The sequence below is a fragment of the Enterococcus devriesei genome (assembly GCF_001885905.1).
Classification (GTDB): Bacteria; Bacillota; Bacilli; order Lactobacillales; family Enterococcaceae; genus Enterococcus_A; species Enterococcus_A devriesei.
On record NZ_JXKM01000003.1, the window covers coordinates 80,738 to 95,443 of the forward strand.

The 14,706-nt window shown below is 39.8% G+C and carries 17 protein-coding genes; 10 read left to right on the top strand and 7 right to left on the bottom strand.

Translation table 11 applies throughout. The features are described from left to right. Positions 1-3: 3 nt before the first annotated feature. Complete coding sequence (locus RV00_RS05105) at positions 4-1,383, bottom strand: PTS sugar transporter subunit IIC (protein ID WP_071861541.1); 1,380 nt, start codon at positions 1,381-1,383, stop codon at positions 4-6. A 156-nt stretch (positions 1,384-1,539) separates the two neighbouring features. On the opposite strand from RV00_RS05105, the gene RV00_RS05110 reads away from it, so the two are divergent. Next, positions 1,540-2,256 carry a GntR family transcriptional regulator gene (locus RV00_RS05110; RefSeq protein WP_071861542.1) on the top strand — a complete coding sequence of 239 codons (717 nt, stop codon included), beginning with the start codon at positions 1,540-1,542 and terminating at the stop codon, positions 2,254-2,256. A gap of 41 nt (positions 2,257-2,297) precedes the next feature. Here the strand turns inward: RV00_RS05110 and RV00_RS05115 are convergent, their stop codons facing one another. Then, complete coding sequence (locus RV00_RS05115; protein ID WP_071861543.1) at positions 2,298-3,716, bottom strand: glycoside hydrolase family 1 protein; 1,419 nt, start codon at positions 3,714-3,716, stop codon at positions 2,298-2,300. Positions 3,717-3,913: 197 nt separating this feature from the next. On the opposite strand from RV00_RS05115, the gene RV00_RS05120 reads away from it, so the two are divergent. Together RV00_RS05120 and RV00_RS05125 are read left to right on the top strand one after the other, a co-directional pair. Then, positions 3,914-4,627, top strand: coding sequence for a GntR family transcriptional regulator (locus RV00_RS05120; RefSeq protein WP_071861544.1), 714 nt, complete (start codon positions 3,914-3,916; stop codon positions 4,625-4,627). A 145-nt stretch (positions 4,628-4,772) separates the two neighbouring features. Then, on the top strand, positions 4,773-6,104 hold the full coding sequence (locus RV00_RS05125; RefSeq protein ID WP_071861545.1) for a PTS sugar transporter subunit IIC: 1,332 nt from the start codon (positions 4,773-4,775) through the stop codon (positions 6,102-6,104). Between the two features lie 49 nt (positions 6,105-6,153). Here RV00_RS05125 and RV00_RS05130 read toward each other — a convergent pair whose 3' ends face one another. Beyond that, positions 6,154-6,594, bottom strand: coding sequence for a MerR family transcriptional regulator (locus RV00_RS05130; protein WP_071861546.1), 441 nt, complete (start codon positions 6,592-6,594; stop codon positions 6,154-6,156). A gap of 101 nt (positions 6,595-6,695) precedes the next feature. Here RV00_RS05130 and RV00_RS05135 point away from each other — a divergent pair, with 101 nt between their 5' ends. Further along, positions 6,696-7,391 (top strand): SDR family NAD(P)-dependent oxidoreductase, encoded by a 696-nt coding sequence (locus RV00_RS05135; protein ID WP_071861547.1) that lies wholly within the window; start codon positions 6,696-6,698, stop codon positions 7,389-7,391. 84 nt (positions 7,392-7,475) lie between these two features. On the opposite strand, the gene RV00_RS05140 is transcribed toward RV00_RS05135, so the two are convergent. The 3 genes from RV00_RS05140 to RV00_RS05150 form a co-directional block, all read right to left on the bottom strand. Then, complete coding sequence (locus RV00_RS05140; protein ID WP_071861548.1) at positions 7,476-8,336, bottom strand: hypothetical protein; 861 nt, start codon at positions 8,334-8,336, stop codon at positions 7,476-7,478. Between the two features lie 8 nt (positions 8,337-8,344). After that, on the bottom strand, positions 8,345-9,139 hold the full coding sequence (locus tag RV00_RS05145) for a MerR family transcriptional regulator (protein ID WP_071861549.1): 795 nt from the start codon (positions 9,137-9,139) through the stop codon (positions 8,345-8,347). 90 nt (positions 9,140-9,229) lie between these two features. Next, on the bottom strand, positions 9,230-9,922 hold the full coding sequence (locus RV00_RS05150; RefSeq protein ID WP_071861550.1) for an aspartate/glutamate racemase family protein: 693 nt from the start codon (positions 9,920-9,922) through the stop codon (positions 9,230-9,232). Between the two features lie 124 nt (positions 9,923-10,046). Between RV00_RS05150 and RV00_RS16635 the strand changes: the two genes are divergently transcribed. The 5 genes from RV00_RS16635 to RV00_RS05165 all read left to right on the top strand — a co-directional run bounded on the left by RV00_RS16635 (position 10,047) and on the right by RV00_RS05165 (position 12,413). Continuing rightward, on the top strand, positions 10,047-10,451 hold the full coding sequence (locus RV00_RS16635) for a helix-turn-helix domain-containing protein (protein WP_249024062.1): 405 nt from the start codon (positions 10,047-10,049) through the stop codon (positions 10,449-10,451). Then, complete coding sequence (locus RV00_RS16640) at positions 10,445-10,894, top strand: Rgg family transcriptional regulator (RefSeq protein WP_249024063.1); 450 nt, start codon at positions 10,445-10,447, stop codon at positions 10,892-10,894. The genes RV00_RS16635 and RV00_RS16640 overlap by 7 nt, the downstream gene beginning before the upstream one ends. A 121-nt stretch (positions 10,895-11,015) precedes the next feature. Beyond that, complete coding sequence (locus tag RV00_RS05160; protein ID WP_071861551.1) at positions 11,016-11,459, top strand: hypothetical protein; 444 nt, start codon at positions 11,016-11,018, stop codon at positions 11,457-11,459. A 102-nt stretch (positions 11,460-11,561) separates the two neighbouring features. Continuing rightward, the gene (locus tag RV00_RS16865) at positions 11,562-11,738 is read left to right on the top strand and encodes an LPXTG cell wall anchor domain-containing protein (RefSeq protein ID WP_379971616.1); all 177 of its coding nucleotides are present in this window, start codon (positions 11,562-11,564) and stop codon (positions 11,736-11,738) included. A 24-nt stretch (positions 11,739-11,762) separates the two neighbouring features. Continuing rightward, positions 11,763-12,413 carry a CPBP family intramembrane glutamic endopeptidase gene (locus RV00_RS05165; protein ID WP_249024064.1) on the top strand — a complete coding sequence of 217 codons (651 nt, stop codon included), beginning with the start codon at positions 11,763-11,765 and terminating at the stop codon, positions 12,411-12,413. 69 nt (positions 12,414-12,482) lie between these two features. Here RV00_RS05165 and RV00_RS05170 read toward each other — a convergent pair whose 3' ends face one another. Continuing rightward, on the bottom strand, positions 12,483-13,595 hold the full coding sequence (locus RV00_RS05170) for a hypothetical protein (protein ID WP_071861552.1): 1,113 nt from the start codon (positions 13,593-13,595) through the stop codon (positions 12,483-12,485). 203 nt (positions 13,596-13,798) lie between these two features. Between RV00_RS05170 and RV00_RS05175 the strand changes: the two genes are divergently transcribed. Then, positions 13,799-14,611 carry a hypothetical protein gene (locus RV00_RS05175; protein WP_071861553.1) on the top strand — a complete coding sequence of 271 codons (813 nt, stop codon included), beginning with the start codon at positions 13,799-13,801 and terminating at the stop codon, positions 14,609-14,611. Positions 14,612-14,706: the final 95 nt, after the last annotated feature.

Consider the following 14,706-nt stretch of genomic DNA (forward strand, 5'->3'; position numbering starts at 1 on the left):
TTTCTATCCAATATTTTCTGCCATTAATTGCGCAGCTTGTTTTTCTTTTTTTTCTTCAACAATCCGTTGTTCTGCACGTTCATTGCGTTGGTTTAGCACAACAAATGGCGCATATAATACAACATCCAAGACAACTAATACCGCCGTCAAAATAACTGGACTAAGATGGAATGCTCCCAAAACCCAAGTACTTATAAAAATTGGTTCATTTCCTGAGTTCAAAACAACCAAGGGTACGACCCAACCTAATGAAGTTACGATATAGGCAATAATCGCGTTAATAATCGGTACTAAAATCCATGGGATAAACATTAACGGATTTAAAACAATCGGCAGACCAAAGATAACCGGCTCATTAATCCCAAAACAGCCTGGGATAAGAGCTAATTTTGCTACTTCTCGCTCTTTCTCACCTTTTTTAGTGAAGATCAGCATGGCGATAATCAAACCAAAAGTGGCTCCTGAACCACCAATCATGGCGTAAACATTCGTCATTGTATTAGGTGAAATCGTAATCCCAGCAAAGCTTTGTGTTTCTGCGAATTTCGCTACATTTTCTAAGAACAATGGCAACCAGAAAGCCGAAACAACACCCCAAACGATGTTGAACCCATGTAAGCCAAGAAACCATAAAATTTGTTGTAACAAAATGACTACTAAAATCGCCGGTAAGCCAGTTCCAACAGATAATAAAGGCTTAATTAAAACATCCGAAATCATTTGTAATAATGAAACATAGCCAAGCGATTCGATTATGATTCGGACAACACCGAAAATTAATAGTACTTCACTGATTGGAATCAGTGAGAAGAATGAATCGAAAACATTTTGCGGAACATTTCCAGGCATTTTTATCGTAAATTTACTTCTCGTAAATTTAGCAAACAACGCTACTGAGATCATTCCGACGATTAAGCCTGTAAACATTCCTTCATAACTGAAGAAGGAGGTTGAAAATCCTTCAATTATTTTTGCTTTCGGATCTATAAAATTGACATTTTTGGGAACCATTACAAAATACGCCGCGAAAGCTAATAAAGTTGCGATAATAGGATTTAATCGTTCATTATTCTCTTTACGTTTCAACTCAACTGCATATGAATAGGCAGAAGAAAAGACGACAATTAATGCCACTATTCCTAATGTCGCGTTTCCTAAGTAACCGAATAATTCACTAATATTTGTTAAAATGACATTATCGATATGTTGGTTCTTAATAAGTGCATCTAGCTGCATTTTAATTAAATTGGAAAATGATCCCACTACTGTAAATGGAATAGTTCGTACAAAAGCATTCTTAATCGCCTGTAAGATAGTGTTACCTTCTACCCAAGCCGAAGCTTTCAGTAGAGGCTCTTGGACTTTTTGCATATCAAATTTCATTATCGATACTCCTTAAAATTTATTGGAAAACGTTTTCTGGATTTAATTATATACAAATATATAAATTTGTAAACACAATATTTTTTAAAAACATTTACAAATTTCAAAAATGATGTTAAATTGTATATACAAACAAAAGAAAAGGAGGTATACAATTTGTACAAATACCGAGAGATCTACTCAGATATCAAGCGAGATATTTTAACAAATCACTATCGTGCTGGGACTTTGTTACCTACTCAAGAATATTTTGCTGAAAAATACGACGTTTCGCGAATTACGTTAAAAAAAGCATTAAATTTATTAGAAAATGATGGGTTAGTATTTAGTAAACAAGGATCTGGTACCTATATCCGACCTCAAATAGACAATAGCGACAGCGAACTGCTGCCATTAGATTTACCCGTTGGTGTAACTTACTCTCATCGTGATCAAAAAATTTCTAGTCAAACACTATCTTTCGATGCGCGACTTCCTCTAGCAGATGAGCAACAAAATTTAAATATCACTGCTAGTGATCCTGTTTACGAATTCAAAAGAGTTCGTTCAATCAATGACCAAATCTACAGTTTGGAACATGTTATTATGCCTACTCAAGTGGCACCATTAAACGAAGAGATTTTACAAGGATCTGTATACGATTATTTGGGGCATGTAGCAAAATTACAGCTGACCGATGCACGTCGAATTATTTATGCGGATCAAGCAAATGCTGAAATTAGTGCCGCTCTTAAGATTGATGAAGGTTTTCCAATTTTAGTCATTGAACAAATTGCTTACGACCAAAAAGGAACTGCTTTCGAATTTTCAAAATCTTATTTTATTAGCAATAAAAGTAAATTTTCTCTAGACATCCATTTAAATCGCAAATAAAGAAGGAGTGAGTCGCAAATTTCGACTCACTCCTTCTTTGTTTATACTAACCGATCAACATCATACACAAATCCATTATTATCGCTTAATTGTTTATAGAACTCGCCGCTTTTCTTAATCGTTCGTTTTTGTGTGGCTAAGTCTAACGAAACTAGCCCATAACGATTTTTATACGCATTGATCCACGACCAGCAGTCAATAAAGGCCCATAGATGATAACCTTTGATATTACAGCCATCCTCGATTGCTTTCCATAAATAGGCTAGATGATCTTGGATGTATTCGATTCGATAATCATCAACCACTTGCCCCGTCTCATTCATGAAGCGGGCTTCATCCGCAACGCCCATTCCATTTTCCGAGATAAAGGCTTCGATGTTACCATAATTTTCTTTGATATCCATACATAGATCGTGGATTCCTTTTTCATAAATTTCCCAGCCACGATACTCATTCATGCGACGACCCGGCATCACATGATTTTCGAAGAACCAATCCGGTAAAAACGGTCCTTCAGGATTGATTGCAGTCAACCGAGCCTTCACACGACGGGGTTCATAATAATTCAAGCCTAAGATTTGAGCCGTATTTTCTTTGATCTCAGCTAAATCTTTCTCAGTATAATCGGCTGGCAGCTGATCATATTCACGTAAGAGTTCAACTAATTTTTCCGGAAACTCACCCTTCACCATCGGATCTAAGAAACTCCGTACATAAAATAAATCTGCGATCTCCGCTGCTTTTACGTCCGCAGGATTTTGGCTTCGCGGAAACGTTGGGCTTAGGTTCAAGATGACACCGATTTTACTTGGTAGTTGATATTTTTTATGAGCAGCGATCGCTTTAGCATGGGCTAAGACAGTGAAGAAAGCTGCTTGTGCTCCTCGTTTAAAGTCAATGATATTGGGATAATGGAAGTCTTCTAAATAAGAGCCTAAAATTGGGCCTAACGGTTCATTGAAGGTGAACCAGTGATAAACCAAATCACCGAATTCCTTAAAACAAGTATCCGCAAAATGAACATACGCATCCACGACTTCTCGTGACTCCCAGCCACCTTTGTCTTGTAGCGCAGCCGGCATATCAAAATGATAAAGATTGGCGAATACTTTGACGCCATTTTGATTCATCTCGTTAAATAAATCGCGATAAAAAGCGATGGCTTTGGGATTGACTGCACCAATTCCATCATTTGGAAACATTCTTGCCCATGAAATTGATACTCGGAAAGAATTATGACCAGTTTGCTTCATTAGCTGCACATCTTCTTTGTAGCGATGGATATGATCTGTCGTTACTTCTGAACTGATTCCTTGATAAAAGCGGTAAGGTTGTTCTTTGTACCAGCGTTCCCAAACGGTTTCTGCTTTGCCCGTTTCACCACGACCCTCGGCTTGTTCTGCTGACCAAGCGGACCCCCACCAAAAACCTTCTGGAAATGTTAGTTGTTGTTTACTCATAGTATCCTCCTCAGACGTATGCTCTATATTGAATTCTGTCCCATCATAACATCCCACCCAAAAAAATGGAATAGTTTTTAATTCAAAAATATATACTTTTTATTTAACACTATATTTTTGTTGGAGATTTTATTGCTAAATTCACGGAAAAGTATATAATGATTTATAACTTTACACTACTTTAAAAGGAGGTCCGCATGAAAAAGAATTCAAAGTATATGGAAATTTATTTGGACGTGAAGAAAAAAGTTGAGGACGGTACGTATGCCATTGGTGAAAAACTACCTTCAGGCACTGAACTCGCGGACTATTATGATGCCAGTAAATTAACGGTCAAAAAGGGCTTAGATTTATTAGTATCCGAAGGAGTGTTACGCAGCCGAAGTGGTTTCGGTACAGAGGTTTTACGTAAACCGATCGATAATTCCAAAGTTTTTGGTCCTAACGAAGGCTTAATGAGCGTCGTTGGTGAGGAGCATGTTGAATCTGAGATTCACACATTTTCTATCGAATTGCCTTCTAAAAAAGTTGCCGAAAAGTTGACGATCGATCCAAAGGAATATGTCTACAACATTATCCGCAGTCGTTTCGTCGATCAACAACCTTACTCTTTGGAGCAGACCTTTATGCCTTTATCGATTATTCCTGGTCTACAGCCAAAGCATTTAAAAAAATCCGTTTATGCGTATATTCGAGATGAACTGCATTTAGAGATCAATGCTTCTCATATTTGGATGAAAGGTGTTCTAGCCAGTGAATTTGACGCCAAGATATTAGGGATTGAGCAAGGAGGTTTCATGATTGAAATTGAAAAAAGTGTTTCCTTAGCTAGTGGGACCCCTTTTGAATATTCCATCACCAGACATTTATACCAAGACTTTATTTTTGAAGCGGTATTCGTCGAGAATTAGAGCTGTGAGCTGAATCATACAGCTCTCTTTTTTTGCATTCCGAAAAAAGATATATATTTTTTAAAAAAGTTATTTACTTTTATTGGCATTCGGTTTATGATAAGTCCGTAGTAAGTGCTTACAAAAAATCTGAGGAGGATTTCAAGTGGATAAACCGAATAAAAAGGAAGAAATATTTGAACGATTTGGGATCATCGCAACTAAACTAGGCAATCAAATACACCTAAGAACTTTGCGTGATGCCTTCGCTACCTTCATGCCCTTCATGATGTTAGCTGGTTTTGTAACTTTAATTAATTATGTAATTTTAGAACCAACCGGTTTTATGGGGAAAATTGTCAATCCAAAAACCCTGATGACGATCCAAGAAATTGGTATGTCTGTTACGAATGGAACATTAGGTATCACTACTATTTTAGTTGTTGCAGCAGTTTCTTATCATATGTGTATTAGCAGAAATTATTCCAATCATATCGCTGCTGTTTTAGTATCTATCTCAACTTTCATGGTGTTAACACCAATGACAACCATGTTTACACCTGAAAATGCAAAAAAAGCAATCGAGGTCACAGGCGTGATCCCAGGATCGCATACAGGTGCATCAGGTATGTTTGTCGGAATTTTCGTTGGTCTTTTAGCAACTGAACTGTTCATTAAGCTCTCAAACAATGAAAAGCTTCAAATCAAAATTTCTGGGAATATCCCGCCAGCTGTGTTGAAATCCTTCAACGTATTGATTCCGATCATTATTACAGTTACTTGTTTTGCCTTAGTATCATTTGCTGTCAATCAATTACTTCATATGGATGTCAATACAATGATCACTAAAGCAATCACTGGTCCTTTGAGTAAAGTAACGACTGGGTTGCCTGGCTTTCTCTTGATTACTTCTATCGCTAACTTGTTCTTTGGTTTTGGGATTCATCAAGCCGTAATTTCTGGGTCTTTACTTGATCCGTTCTTATTGCAAAATATGCAGGAAAACATGGCGGCTTATGCCAATCATGAACAAATTCCTCACATTATCAATATGGCCTTTAAAGATACCTTCGCTGTCATGGGCGGTTCGGGAAATACGATCGCATTATTGATCGCCATCTTTATTTTCAGTCGTCGCAAAGACTACAAAGACTTTGCTAAATTATCGGTCTCGCCTGCTTTGTTTAATATCAGTGAGCCGATTATCTTTGGGCTGCCGATCGTGTTTAATCTTAGTTTGATTATTCCTTTCGTTTTGGCTCCGATCTTTTCATTAGTTGTTGCGTATTTCGCAACAGCGGCTGGTTTGATCAATCACGTAGTTGTCCAAATACCGTGGACAACGCCTCCTGTTATCTCTGGTTTTCTAGCAACCGGCGGTGATTGGCGCGCCGCAGTTTTACAAATCTTCATCATCGCTGTCAGCGTCTTTATCTATCTGCCTTTCTTGCGGATCGATGAAAAAGTGACGGCCAACATGGCTGCCAAAGGCGAATAAGATTATGCCCCTGTTTAAAGGCGATGCTCAATTTGAGCGTCGCCTTTTTTTACAAACGAAAGCCGTGAGCTAATTGCTGCTCCTGTTTTTCTTTAATTACATAAGCTACTTGGGCATCTATTTTTTCTTTCGCATCGGATGATTCGTAACGCTCAATCTTCCAATCAAGCTCCTTCAAGTTCTCCATTAATTGAACTTGTTGCTGCAACACCGCTTCCTTATGAGCCTGCAACAATTGTTTTCGCTGTTTGATCGTCTTTGACCCTTCCATACAACATTCGATGTATTCTTTGATGTCATGGATCGGCATTCCAGTATTTTTTAAGCAGCAAATCGTGTGTATCAAATTCAGGTCAGATTCAGTGAACTCGCGATAGCCTGATTTATTTTTAGCGACGAAAGGCAGCAGGCCTTTTTTATCGTAATAACGCAGGGTGGAGATGGCTAAATCAAATTTATCCGCCACTTCTTTGATTGAATAAGTCGTCATCTTTTTTCCTCCTGAAACATTCTTCTTGCCCTAAACCATGGTTTAGGCTTTATGCTAACCATAGTTCAAAAAGAATAGTTAGTCAAAACGGAGGATTTACTATGAAAACAGCATTAATTACTGGCGCAAATAAAGGGATCGGCTTTGCCCTTGCGAAAGCCTTAGGCAAAAAAGAATGGCACATCGTCATCGGTGCTCGAAATGAAGAACGGGCAAAAGCCGCTGTTGAAAAACTTCAATCCGAGGGAATCCAACAAGTCGATTCTATTTTAATCGACCTTAGCGAGTCCGCGACGATCACTCAAGCAATCAACACAGTCAAAACAAATTTTGCAAAACTTGATTTACTAATCAACAACGCTGGGATTCCTGGCGGACACGGATCAAGCTTGGAAGAAGGCTTAGACGATTTACAAGCGACGATGCAAGTCAATTTCTTCGGTACCTTTCAGTTAACACAAGGTCTACTGCCGGTATTAGAAAAGAATCATGGCCGGATCGTAAACATCACGATCCCAACTGGTCCAAATCCTTTTTGGAATCCTTTTGCCTACAAAGCGACGAAGGCCGCGCAAAATGTTATGATGCAGGCGCTTGCCATCGACTTTGACAAGGAAAAGAAGGACTTGGAGATCTTCAGCGTTCACCCAGGTCCAACGACTACCGATTTAAATGGCAATATGACCGCTGAAGGCTTTCACACTGCAGATGATGTTGCGGGGAAAATTGCGGAGCTTCTCCTAGATGGTACTTCTCATCAAGGAGAATTTCTTGAAATCTATAGCGAATTAAAATAAAAGCGAGGATGGTGCAGAAGCTACTTCTGCACCACCGTTTATCCGTAAAACGGAGCTAGGGTTATTATTGTCCCAGCTCCGTTTTTATTTGAGATAACGTGTATACAAATAGGTCAGCCAGTCAGAATCGTTGCGGCGATTGTCAAAAGCTAGATAGCCTTTGTATTTGTAAATGTACTCGTTTTTCCAGCCACCGCTTTTCCTGCGTTTTTCCAACAGTAACGCTGCCAGTGCTTGTGTCTGCTTATGTTCTCTTAGCTGACCTTTTTCCGCGATGTAAACAAGATCGGTGAAGGAAAGAGCATAGCTTTGCGGAAACATACTTTCCGTGATATGAGCACTGATTGGTTTTTGATTGGAGAGCCGACGAAATAATTGATGCCGCAACATATAATCCAGACCTACTTGAATCAAATGCTTCACCTGCTGGTCATCTGCAGTGACAATTTCTTGATAAGTCAATAATGCTCGAACCGTTTTTCCGATACCGATATAACAAGGCGTCGCTTTCATACAGCCGCCATATTTACAGATGCCTTTATGAGCCCAGCTCGTTGTTTGCTCACGTTCGAAGACTTGATACTGTTTGATCCATTGCAGCGCGTTTTGAGCCTCTGGGGTATTGCCTAGTCCTAAACGACAGTAGGCTTCCAATAACAGCGCATTGTAGCAAGGAACGATTTCTTCTAACTTGCCGGTATAAGAAAACCCCTCTGACGTAGCAACGTGTTGATTCACAAAAGTGATTAGCTCTTGGGTTTGCGGTAGCTGCTCGGCATAAGGAATCTCAGCCAATCCGATCAACGCAAAAATTTTCCCCAACGTCGTTAAGTTGGTTAGCTGCGTATATTTCGCGACGATCTCTGATTCTTTGAGCCATTCTATTGGCTGTTCGATCTTCTCATTATTGTCGTATTTGATTCTCAAACGTAAGGCTGAATCCATCGCTTCCCTCATCTTTCTTTGACTGGTAAATAGATCACTACTTCGTTTTCATCTGCTGGCGTGACACTGGGGTCAGTGAGATAGACTTCGAAAAAGGGATCGACTACTTCATACTGATGCTCATCTACCCATTTTCCTAGCTGGGCATAAGCGGCCGGCAGTTTCTGATAATTTCCTTTGAAATGATAGCTTACGCAGCCTTGGGCGATCAATTGACGCGTAGCCAAGTTTTTCTCTAAAATCGGGATCGCGACTTCCACGTCGTAATGATCCGGGGTGTACTCCATACTATGATAAATCGTGATTGGCGCATAAACCGTCGTTGCCTGCTTGAGCTCCACTAAAGCCACCACTTCCTGCAATAATTGACTAAAGTCTTTGACGTTAATGGTCTTTCTAATAGAAATAATCTGCCATGAAACAGACTCATGATAAGTAATCTTCTCCGTCTCTTGATTAAAAAGAAAATTCCCTCCGGCTGCCAAAGTGGCGAGGTCTCCTTCAAGCGCGGCTTGGAGATCATGATAGTCTACGATTTTCTGCTGGATCTCTCCTGCTTTTTCAAGTAAACGATCATGGAGATACAGCTCATCGGTCAATGCTAAACGAATTTCCGCCAGCCGAAACTCGTACTGTTTTAATTTTTGAATTTTTAGCGCGGTAATTAACTGCTCGCTGGAATAATAACGATAGCCGTTTTCCTGATTGACTTCTTGGGGCTTTAAGAGATCGATCTCATCGTAATAGCGCAGCGTCTTGGGAGAAATATGACTGACTCGTGAAAATTGACTAATGCTTAACATCGGCAGCCCTCCATTTCTGTTCTCTCTTTGGTAGTTTACAGCTTCCCGTTAATGGAAGGTCAAGTGTTAACTTTTGTAGTCCTGTAGCCTTTACTCAGCCAACGCACGTTGGACGGCTTTACGCGAATGAATCTCGGTCGTGTCGAAGACTGGAATCGCTACGTCCCTTTGTTGGATCAATAAGCCAATCTCGGTACAGCCTAAAATCACGCCTTCTGCTCCAGCTTCAATAGCCTTAGCGATCACATTCAGAAAGGCTTCCTTTGATTTCGTCAAAATTTTTCCCTGACACAATTCAGCAAAAATAATTTGATTGACGAGCTCGATGTCTGATTCACTTGGAATCCAGACGTTGATCCCACTATCGATGATTTTTTGTTTATAAAACGTCTGGGTCATCGTGTATTTTGTTCCTAACAGAGCGACCTTCGTGAGCTTTTGTTCTTTCAACTCCTCGATCGTCGCCTCGGCGATATGTAAAATGGGAATGGTCAAGTGCTCAGCGATTTGCGGGGCGACCTTATGCATCGTGTTGGTGCAAATCACTAAGAAATCAGCTCCCGCTTGTTCTAAACGCTGCGCTTCCTGGCCTAAAAGTTCGCCGCTTTTTTCCCACTGATCATTAAGCTGCTGTTTTTCAATCACCTCAAAATCGACACTGGCGAGCTTGATTTTTGCCGAATGCAGTCCGCCTAACTGCTGATTCACCAGCTGATTGATGCGGGTGTAATAGGTCACCGTACTTTCCCAACTCATGCCGCCAAGCAATCCAATCGTTTTCATGGATGCGCCTCCTCTATTTTTAGTCACGTTAATTATAGCAAGAAAGCTGGGATAACTCGACAGTTCTTATGTTGGCTCAGCCTTATTCAAATATGCTATGCTACTAAAAAAGGCAGGTGATAAGATGTATCATGGAGAAGTCGTTCGAAAAATCCGAATCAATAAAGGACTCACACAAAAAGAGGTCTATTCAGGGATCGTCTCGAAGTCGTATGCGATTGAATTTGAAAAAGGCAATCACAGTATTTCGGCTACCTTGCTTCTTGATATTCTGGAGCGAATCTCAATTGATATGGATGAATTTCTTTATATTAGTCAAGACTATCGTTTACCGGAACAGGCGGACTATATTTTTCGCTACTCAAAATATAGCAACGATCATGACTTACCAGCATTGAAACAATTACTGGTCGAGCTTCAATCTTATCACGGAAAAATTGCTGAAGTCCGAATCGCTGAAGTTCGCTCACGGATTCGAATCATTGAAGCCGTGCAAAAAACAGGGAAATACACTCCACTGTCGTGCTAGCGGAAGATAAAGCGACAATCATTCACTATTTGACCAATCTGCAAACGTGGACGCTGCAGGAGATACAATTGTTCGCCAATACCTTAGAATTTATTGACGCTGAAAAACAACTGATTTTCTTTAAGCAGTTATCAAAATCCTTAGAGCTTTATCTGGAGTATGATCGGGGCCGGGAAATTTTTTGTAGTCTGCTGGTTAATTTGATTCGCGAGACACTAGATGAGAATCTGCTGGACTATGCTGACGTCTTAATCGAACAATTATTTTTGCTTACAACAGACTACAAAGAACTTTTCCAACGACTCTGCGCTAAATTTTTCAAAGGAATCTTAAAAATGAAACGCGGTGATCCTGCTGGTTGGAAAGAAGCTCAACGCGTTCTGTCTATCCTTTACGAATTGGACCATCTAACTTTAGCCAAAGAACTAGAATCGCTACTTTAAACCGTTTCTTAATTGAAACGGCTTTTTTGGTCCTGTATTCAAGACCAAAGCAAATAATTAATTTCAATTATGATAAAACTATTCCTATCGACAAAGTAATCACGAATGGAAAGGAATTTTTATGGAACAGCCACTTAAAAAAAGGCTCTACTCGGCAGCCTTTATCACTTTACTTTTTTCTGTCCATCCATTGACAGTAAATGGAGCAACACAAGAATATTTGATTGATGGAGCAGTTTACCGCGCTGACCAAACCAGTACTGAGAGTTTATTAACCTTGCATGGCGACCAAGGAGAGAATTTCGTCCTCCATCGCGACGGCTCTGATTGGTACACAGATACGGGTAAAGTCCAGCTAGTTCCTTATATTCCTGAAACTACCGTGGAAAAAGTGGAAGCTGAATCATCTTCGACAGAAAATAGTGAATCAACCACGGTTTCCAGTCAAATAGAAACGACAATTGAGCCTGCTACTGCTTCAAGTGTGGAAAAGCAAAGCACGCCAGAAATTTCTGCTACACTTTTGGTTCCGCCAGTCACAATAGAAAAAGCTCCTCAACCTTAGGAAACAGTTATTTCTAGTGAGGCGACTACCAGCGTATCCGATACAGGTAACATAAACACAACACCAGTCAGCTCAGAAGCAACGGTTCCTTCCACTGAGAATATTTCTACAGTTGCTTCAGTTGTTCCCGTCAGCCACGTCTTTCATCCTGAGAACCGTAGTCTTCCCAAAACAGGTAGCGATCAACGATCCGGAAATTATTTTACCTTCGCTGGCTTCGGACTGTTAATAAGCCTCTTCAGCTGGTTATGGTTCGTATCAAAAAAACAAAAAATTTAATCCACTCATTTAGGAGGAAATAATTTGACCCATAAACAATTTGATACATCTTATAAGATGATTTTATTTGCCACTTTCATCATGCTGCTTGGTTTCTACTTAGTCAGCCATATTGAAAGCCTCATCCCGATTCCCAATCTAGGTTATTTTTCCTTAGTACTCTTCGGAAGTATCGCCTACTGGCTCGTTTTTGGTTCCATGGGCTATCAAAAGCTTTTTCAACGACCCATCCATTTTGGGAAAAACTTTTTTAAATATTTTTTATTAGCCAATCTCTTCGCACTTTTTTTGGGCGGCTTAATTACCTATCTAACTCATCTTCATAAAGCCAATCCGGCGGACAATAATCCGCTTTGGTTCTTCTTTTTGATCATGCCCTTCGCCTTGATTGGAGAAGAGATATTCAGTATTTATTTCTATAATCTATTTAAACTAAAGCTTTCTCCCCTTGTGGCAAATTTATTCGTCTGTATCTTATTTGGCTTGATTCACTATTGGACGTATTTCAACGGTTCCGTGATCCTAACGATCATTCAAGTCATTGCCGTCCAAGGTTCTGCACGTTTTTGGTTCAACCAAAGCTATGAAAAATCCGGCTCACTGCTGACCAGCTTTGCGATTCATTATGTTTATGATTTTATTGGTTTCATGCTGGTTCTCTTCATCCATCGATGAATTTCTCCAGTAACTAATAATCCAATCAAAAATGGAGAGAAGACAAAAATTTGTCCTCTCTCCATTTTATTAAGTTGCCATAGTGGTCTTTGAATTCAATGCTTCTTCCAACTGCTGGTATTGTTCCTCGGTCAAGTAGGGCTTATACGCGCGTTTGACCTGCTCTGCTGACTCCGGTGTGATCTGTCCATTGCTACTATTGATGTCTGCTAAAATATCAGCGAATTCCTCTTGGGAAACCTGGCCTTGCTGCTGTCCTGCCGACATCTTTTCAGTGAATTCTTCCACTGAAATCGTGTCACCTTTTTTTGGCAATTCGATTTTTTGCTTCGAATATTTTGTGTCATTTTTAATCGTCAGCTTCAGTGACAGAGTCGCCTCAGCATTTTTCGCATCGGCCTGCATAGTGGTTGTTTGGGAGTGCTTTTGGGTATTTAACGTCGTTGTTTGTTTATAGCTTGATAATTGATCTAGTTGCTTTTCAGCATCTTTGATGGATGCTTGTTCTTTCTTACTGCCGTTTTCCTTCACGTAGTCGAAAAAGCCTTGAAGGTCTTTTTTTGTGAAGGTTCGTTGGATCGTATCCCCTTCTTGCTTAAAGGAATCAGTATCTAACGTAGCGAGATAATCAGCAAAGTACTTCGAGTTGAAGCTGGCCGTAATATCACTCGTCTGCTTTTTTCCAGTAGTATTTTTTTCAAGATCTTCATTGGTTAAATGGATATATTTCCCCTTGAACTGTTCAAACTCTTTGGCGTCGATCGGCATCTCGGCATTGAATTCTTTCGCGATCTCTAACGCCTTCGACATAAATTCTGTACTTAAATAAACGGACGGATCGTTTTCTTTCATATCAAAATACAGATTCAAGGGGACCGTTTGTCCTAACGCCGCAATATTCATATTGATCTTAGCCAATTTTGCTTCTGTGTCCTTTTGATAATCCCCAGTAATTTTAGTGCCGCTGACCATTTTTGCGATCATCTCCATCGATGCCCGCGTGGGTGCATCTTGATCATTACCTTTGATCGCTAGCTCGTCAACTACGACAGAATAGTTCCCTGCATTCATTTCATTTTGCTTTGCAAGTTCTGCCGAAAATTCCTTTTGATTTTCTTTTTTACAACCCGTAAAAAAAAGCAGCGCTAGCGCCATAATTATTATCACTTTAAGTTTTTTCATTTTTCTCTCCTCAATATAAGCTTTAAGGTAAAAACGTTTTCTTTCATCATATAGGTATTCCTGTTTAGACACAAACCATTTAGCAAACAATATCTCTTTTTTGATAAAATTTATGGATTTATAAAAGACCCTAAACGAAGGTCTGCGGTATGCTATGATATTTTTATAGAGAACCTTCACGTCATGAAATGAGGAAAGCTGATATGGGACAGCGTTGCTATTTAACAACCGATACGATTCAAATTTTCGAATCAACCAATCACTTGCCGACCTTTTGGCTGTTAGGCTTAGGAGAGGAACAGCTACAAGCTTTGGCACAGCAATTGGAAACCTACGAGCTTGCAAAGAAGCTTTCTCAACCAGAGCTTGTTCGCAGATTGGAAGAAAAACAATTTGGTGTGATCAAAACGAAAATGAACGATTTTCAAAATAATCTCGTTGATCGAGAAGAATACATTTCGACCCTTTATCCCGAACTCCTTGATCTTTATGAAGATTTCCAACGAGTGATTATGGAAGAAAGCACGCATGCTCCGACAATCGAACTTATCTATTTAGATTATCTGTTCTTTTTTGAAAACAGCGCCGAGTTACTGACTGAGCTTGAAGAATTATTTTCAGCGATCACTTACAGCGAAGAAACCGCTTGGATCGACGCGCAAGATATTCTTGGTACAACGATTGGAAGTGATCGCTTTTCTAATCATCAGGGAGAACTGCTTCACGATCATTACGAACCGGCTCAAATTAATCGGCCTAGCGCCAAAACTCATCCCGCTTCAGCAGATCCACAGTTGCCGAAAAGACAGCTTCTGTCCCAATGTATCAAAAGCAGTCTCTTGTTGATTCTTTCGCTGGTTCTTACCTTAGGAAGCATCTTCATGATCCGCTACCCCATCCCTCGACCTGCCGGTATCACAGGCATACTTTTATTCGGCCTAGGAACCATCATCTTTAGCGAGCAATTAAGAAGTGATCTATTGCTTTTGAAAAAAACAAAAAAATTAAATGATTAAAAACTCCAAGTCTTCTGATCGTAGCAAGGCTCGGAGTTTTATTTTGTCTGATTACTCACGTAAAATTGGCTGACTGTTTGCGTGGATGTTTGACC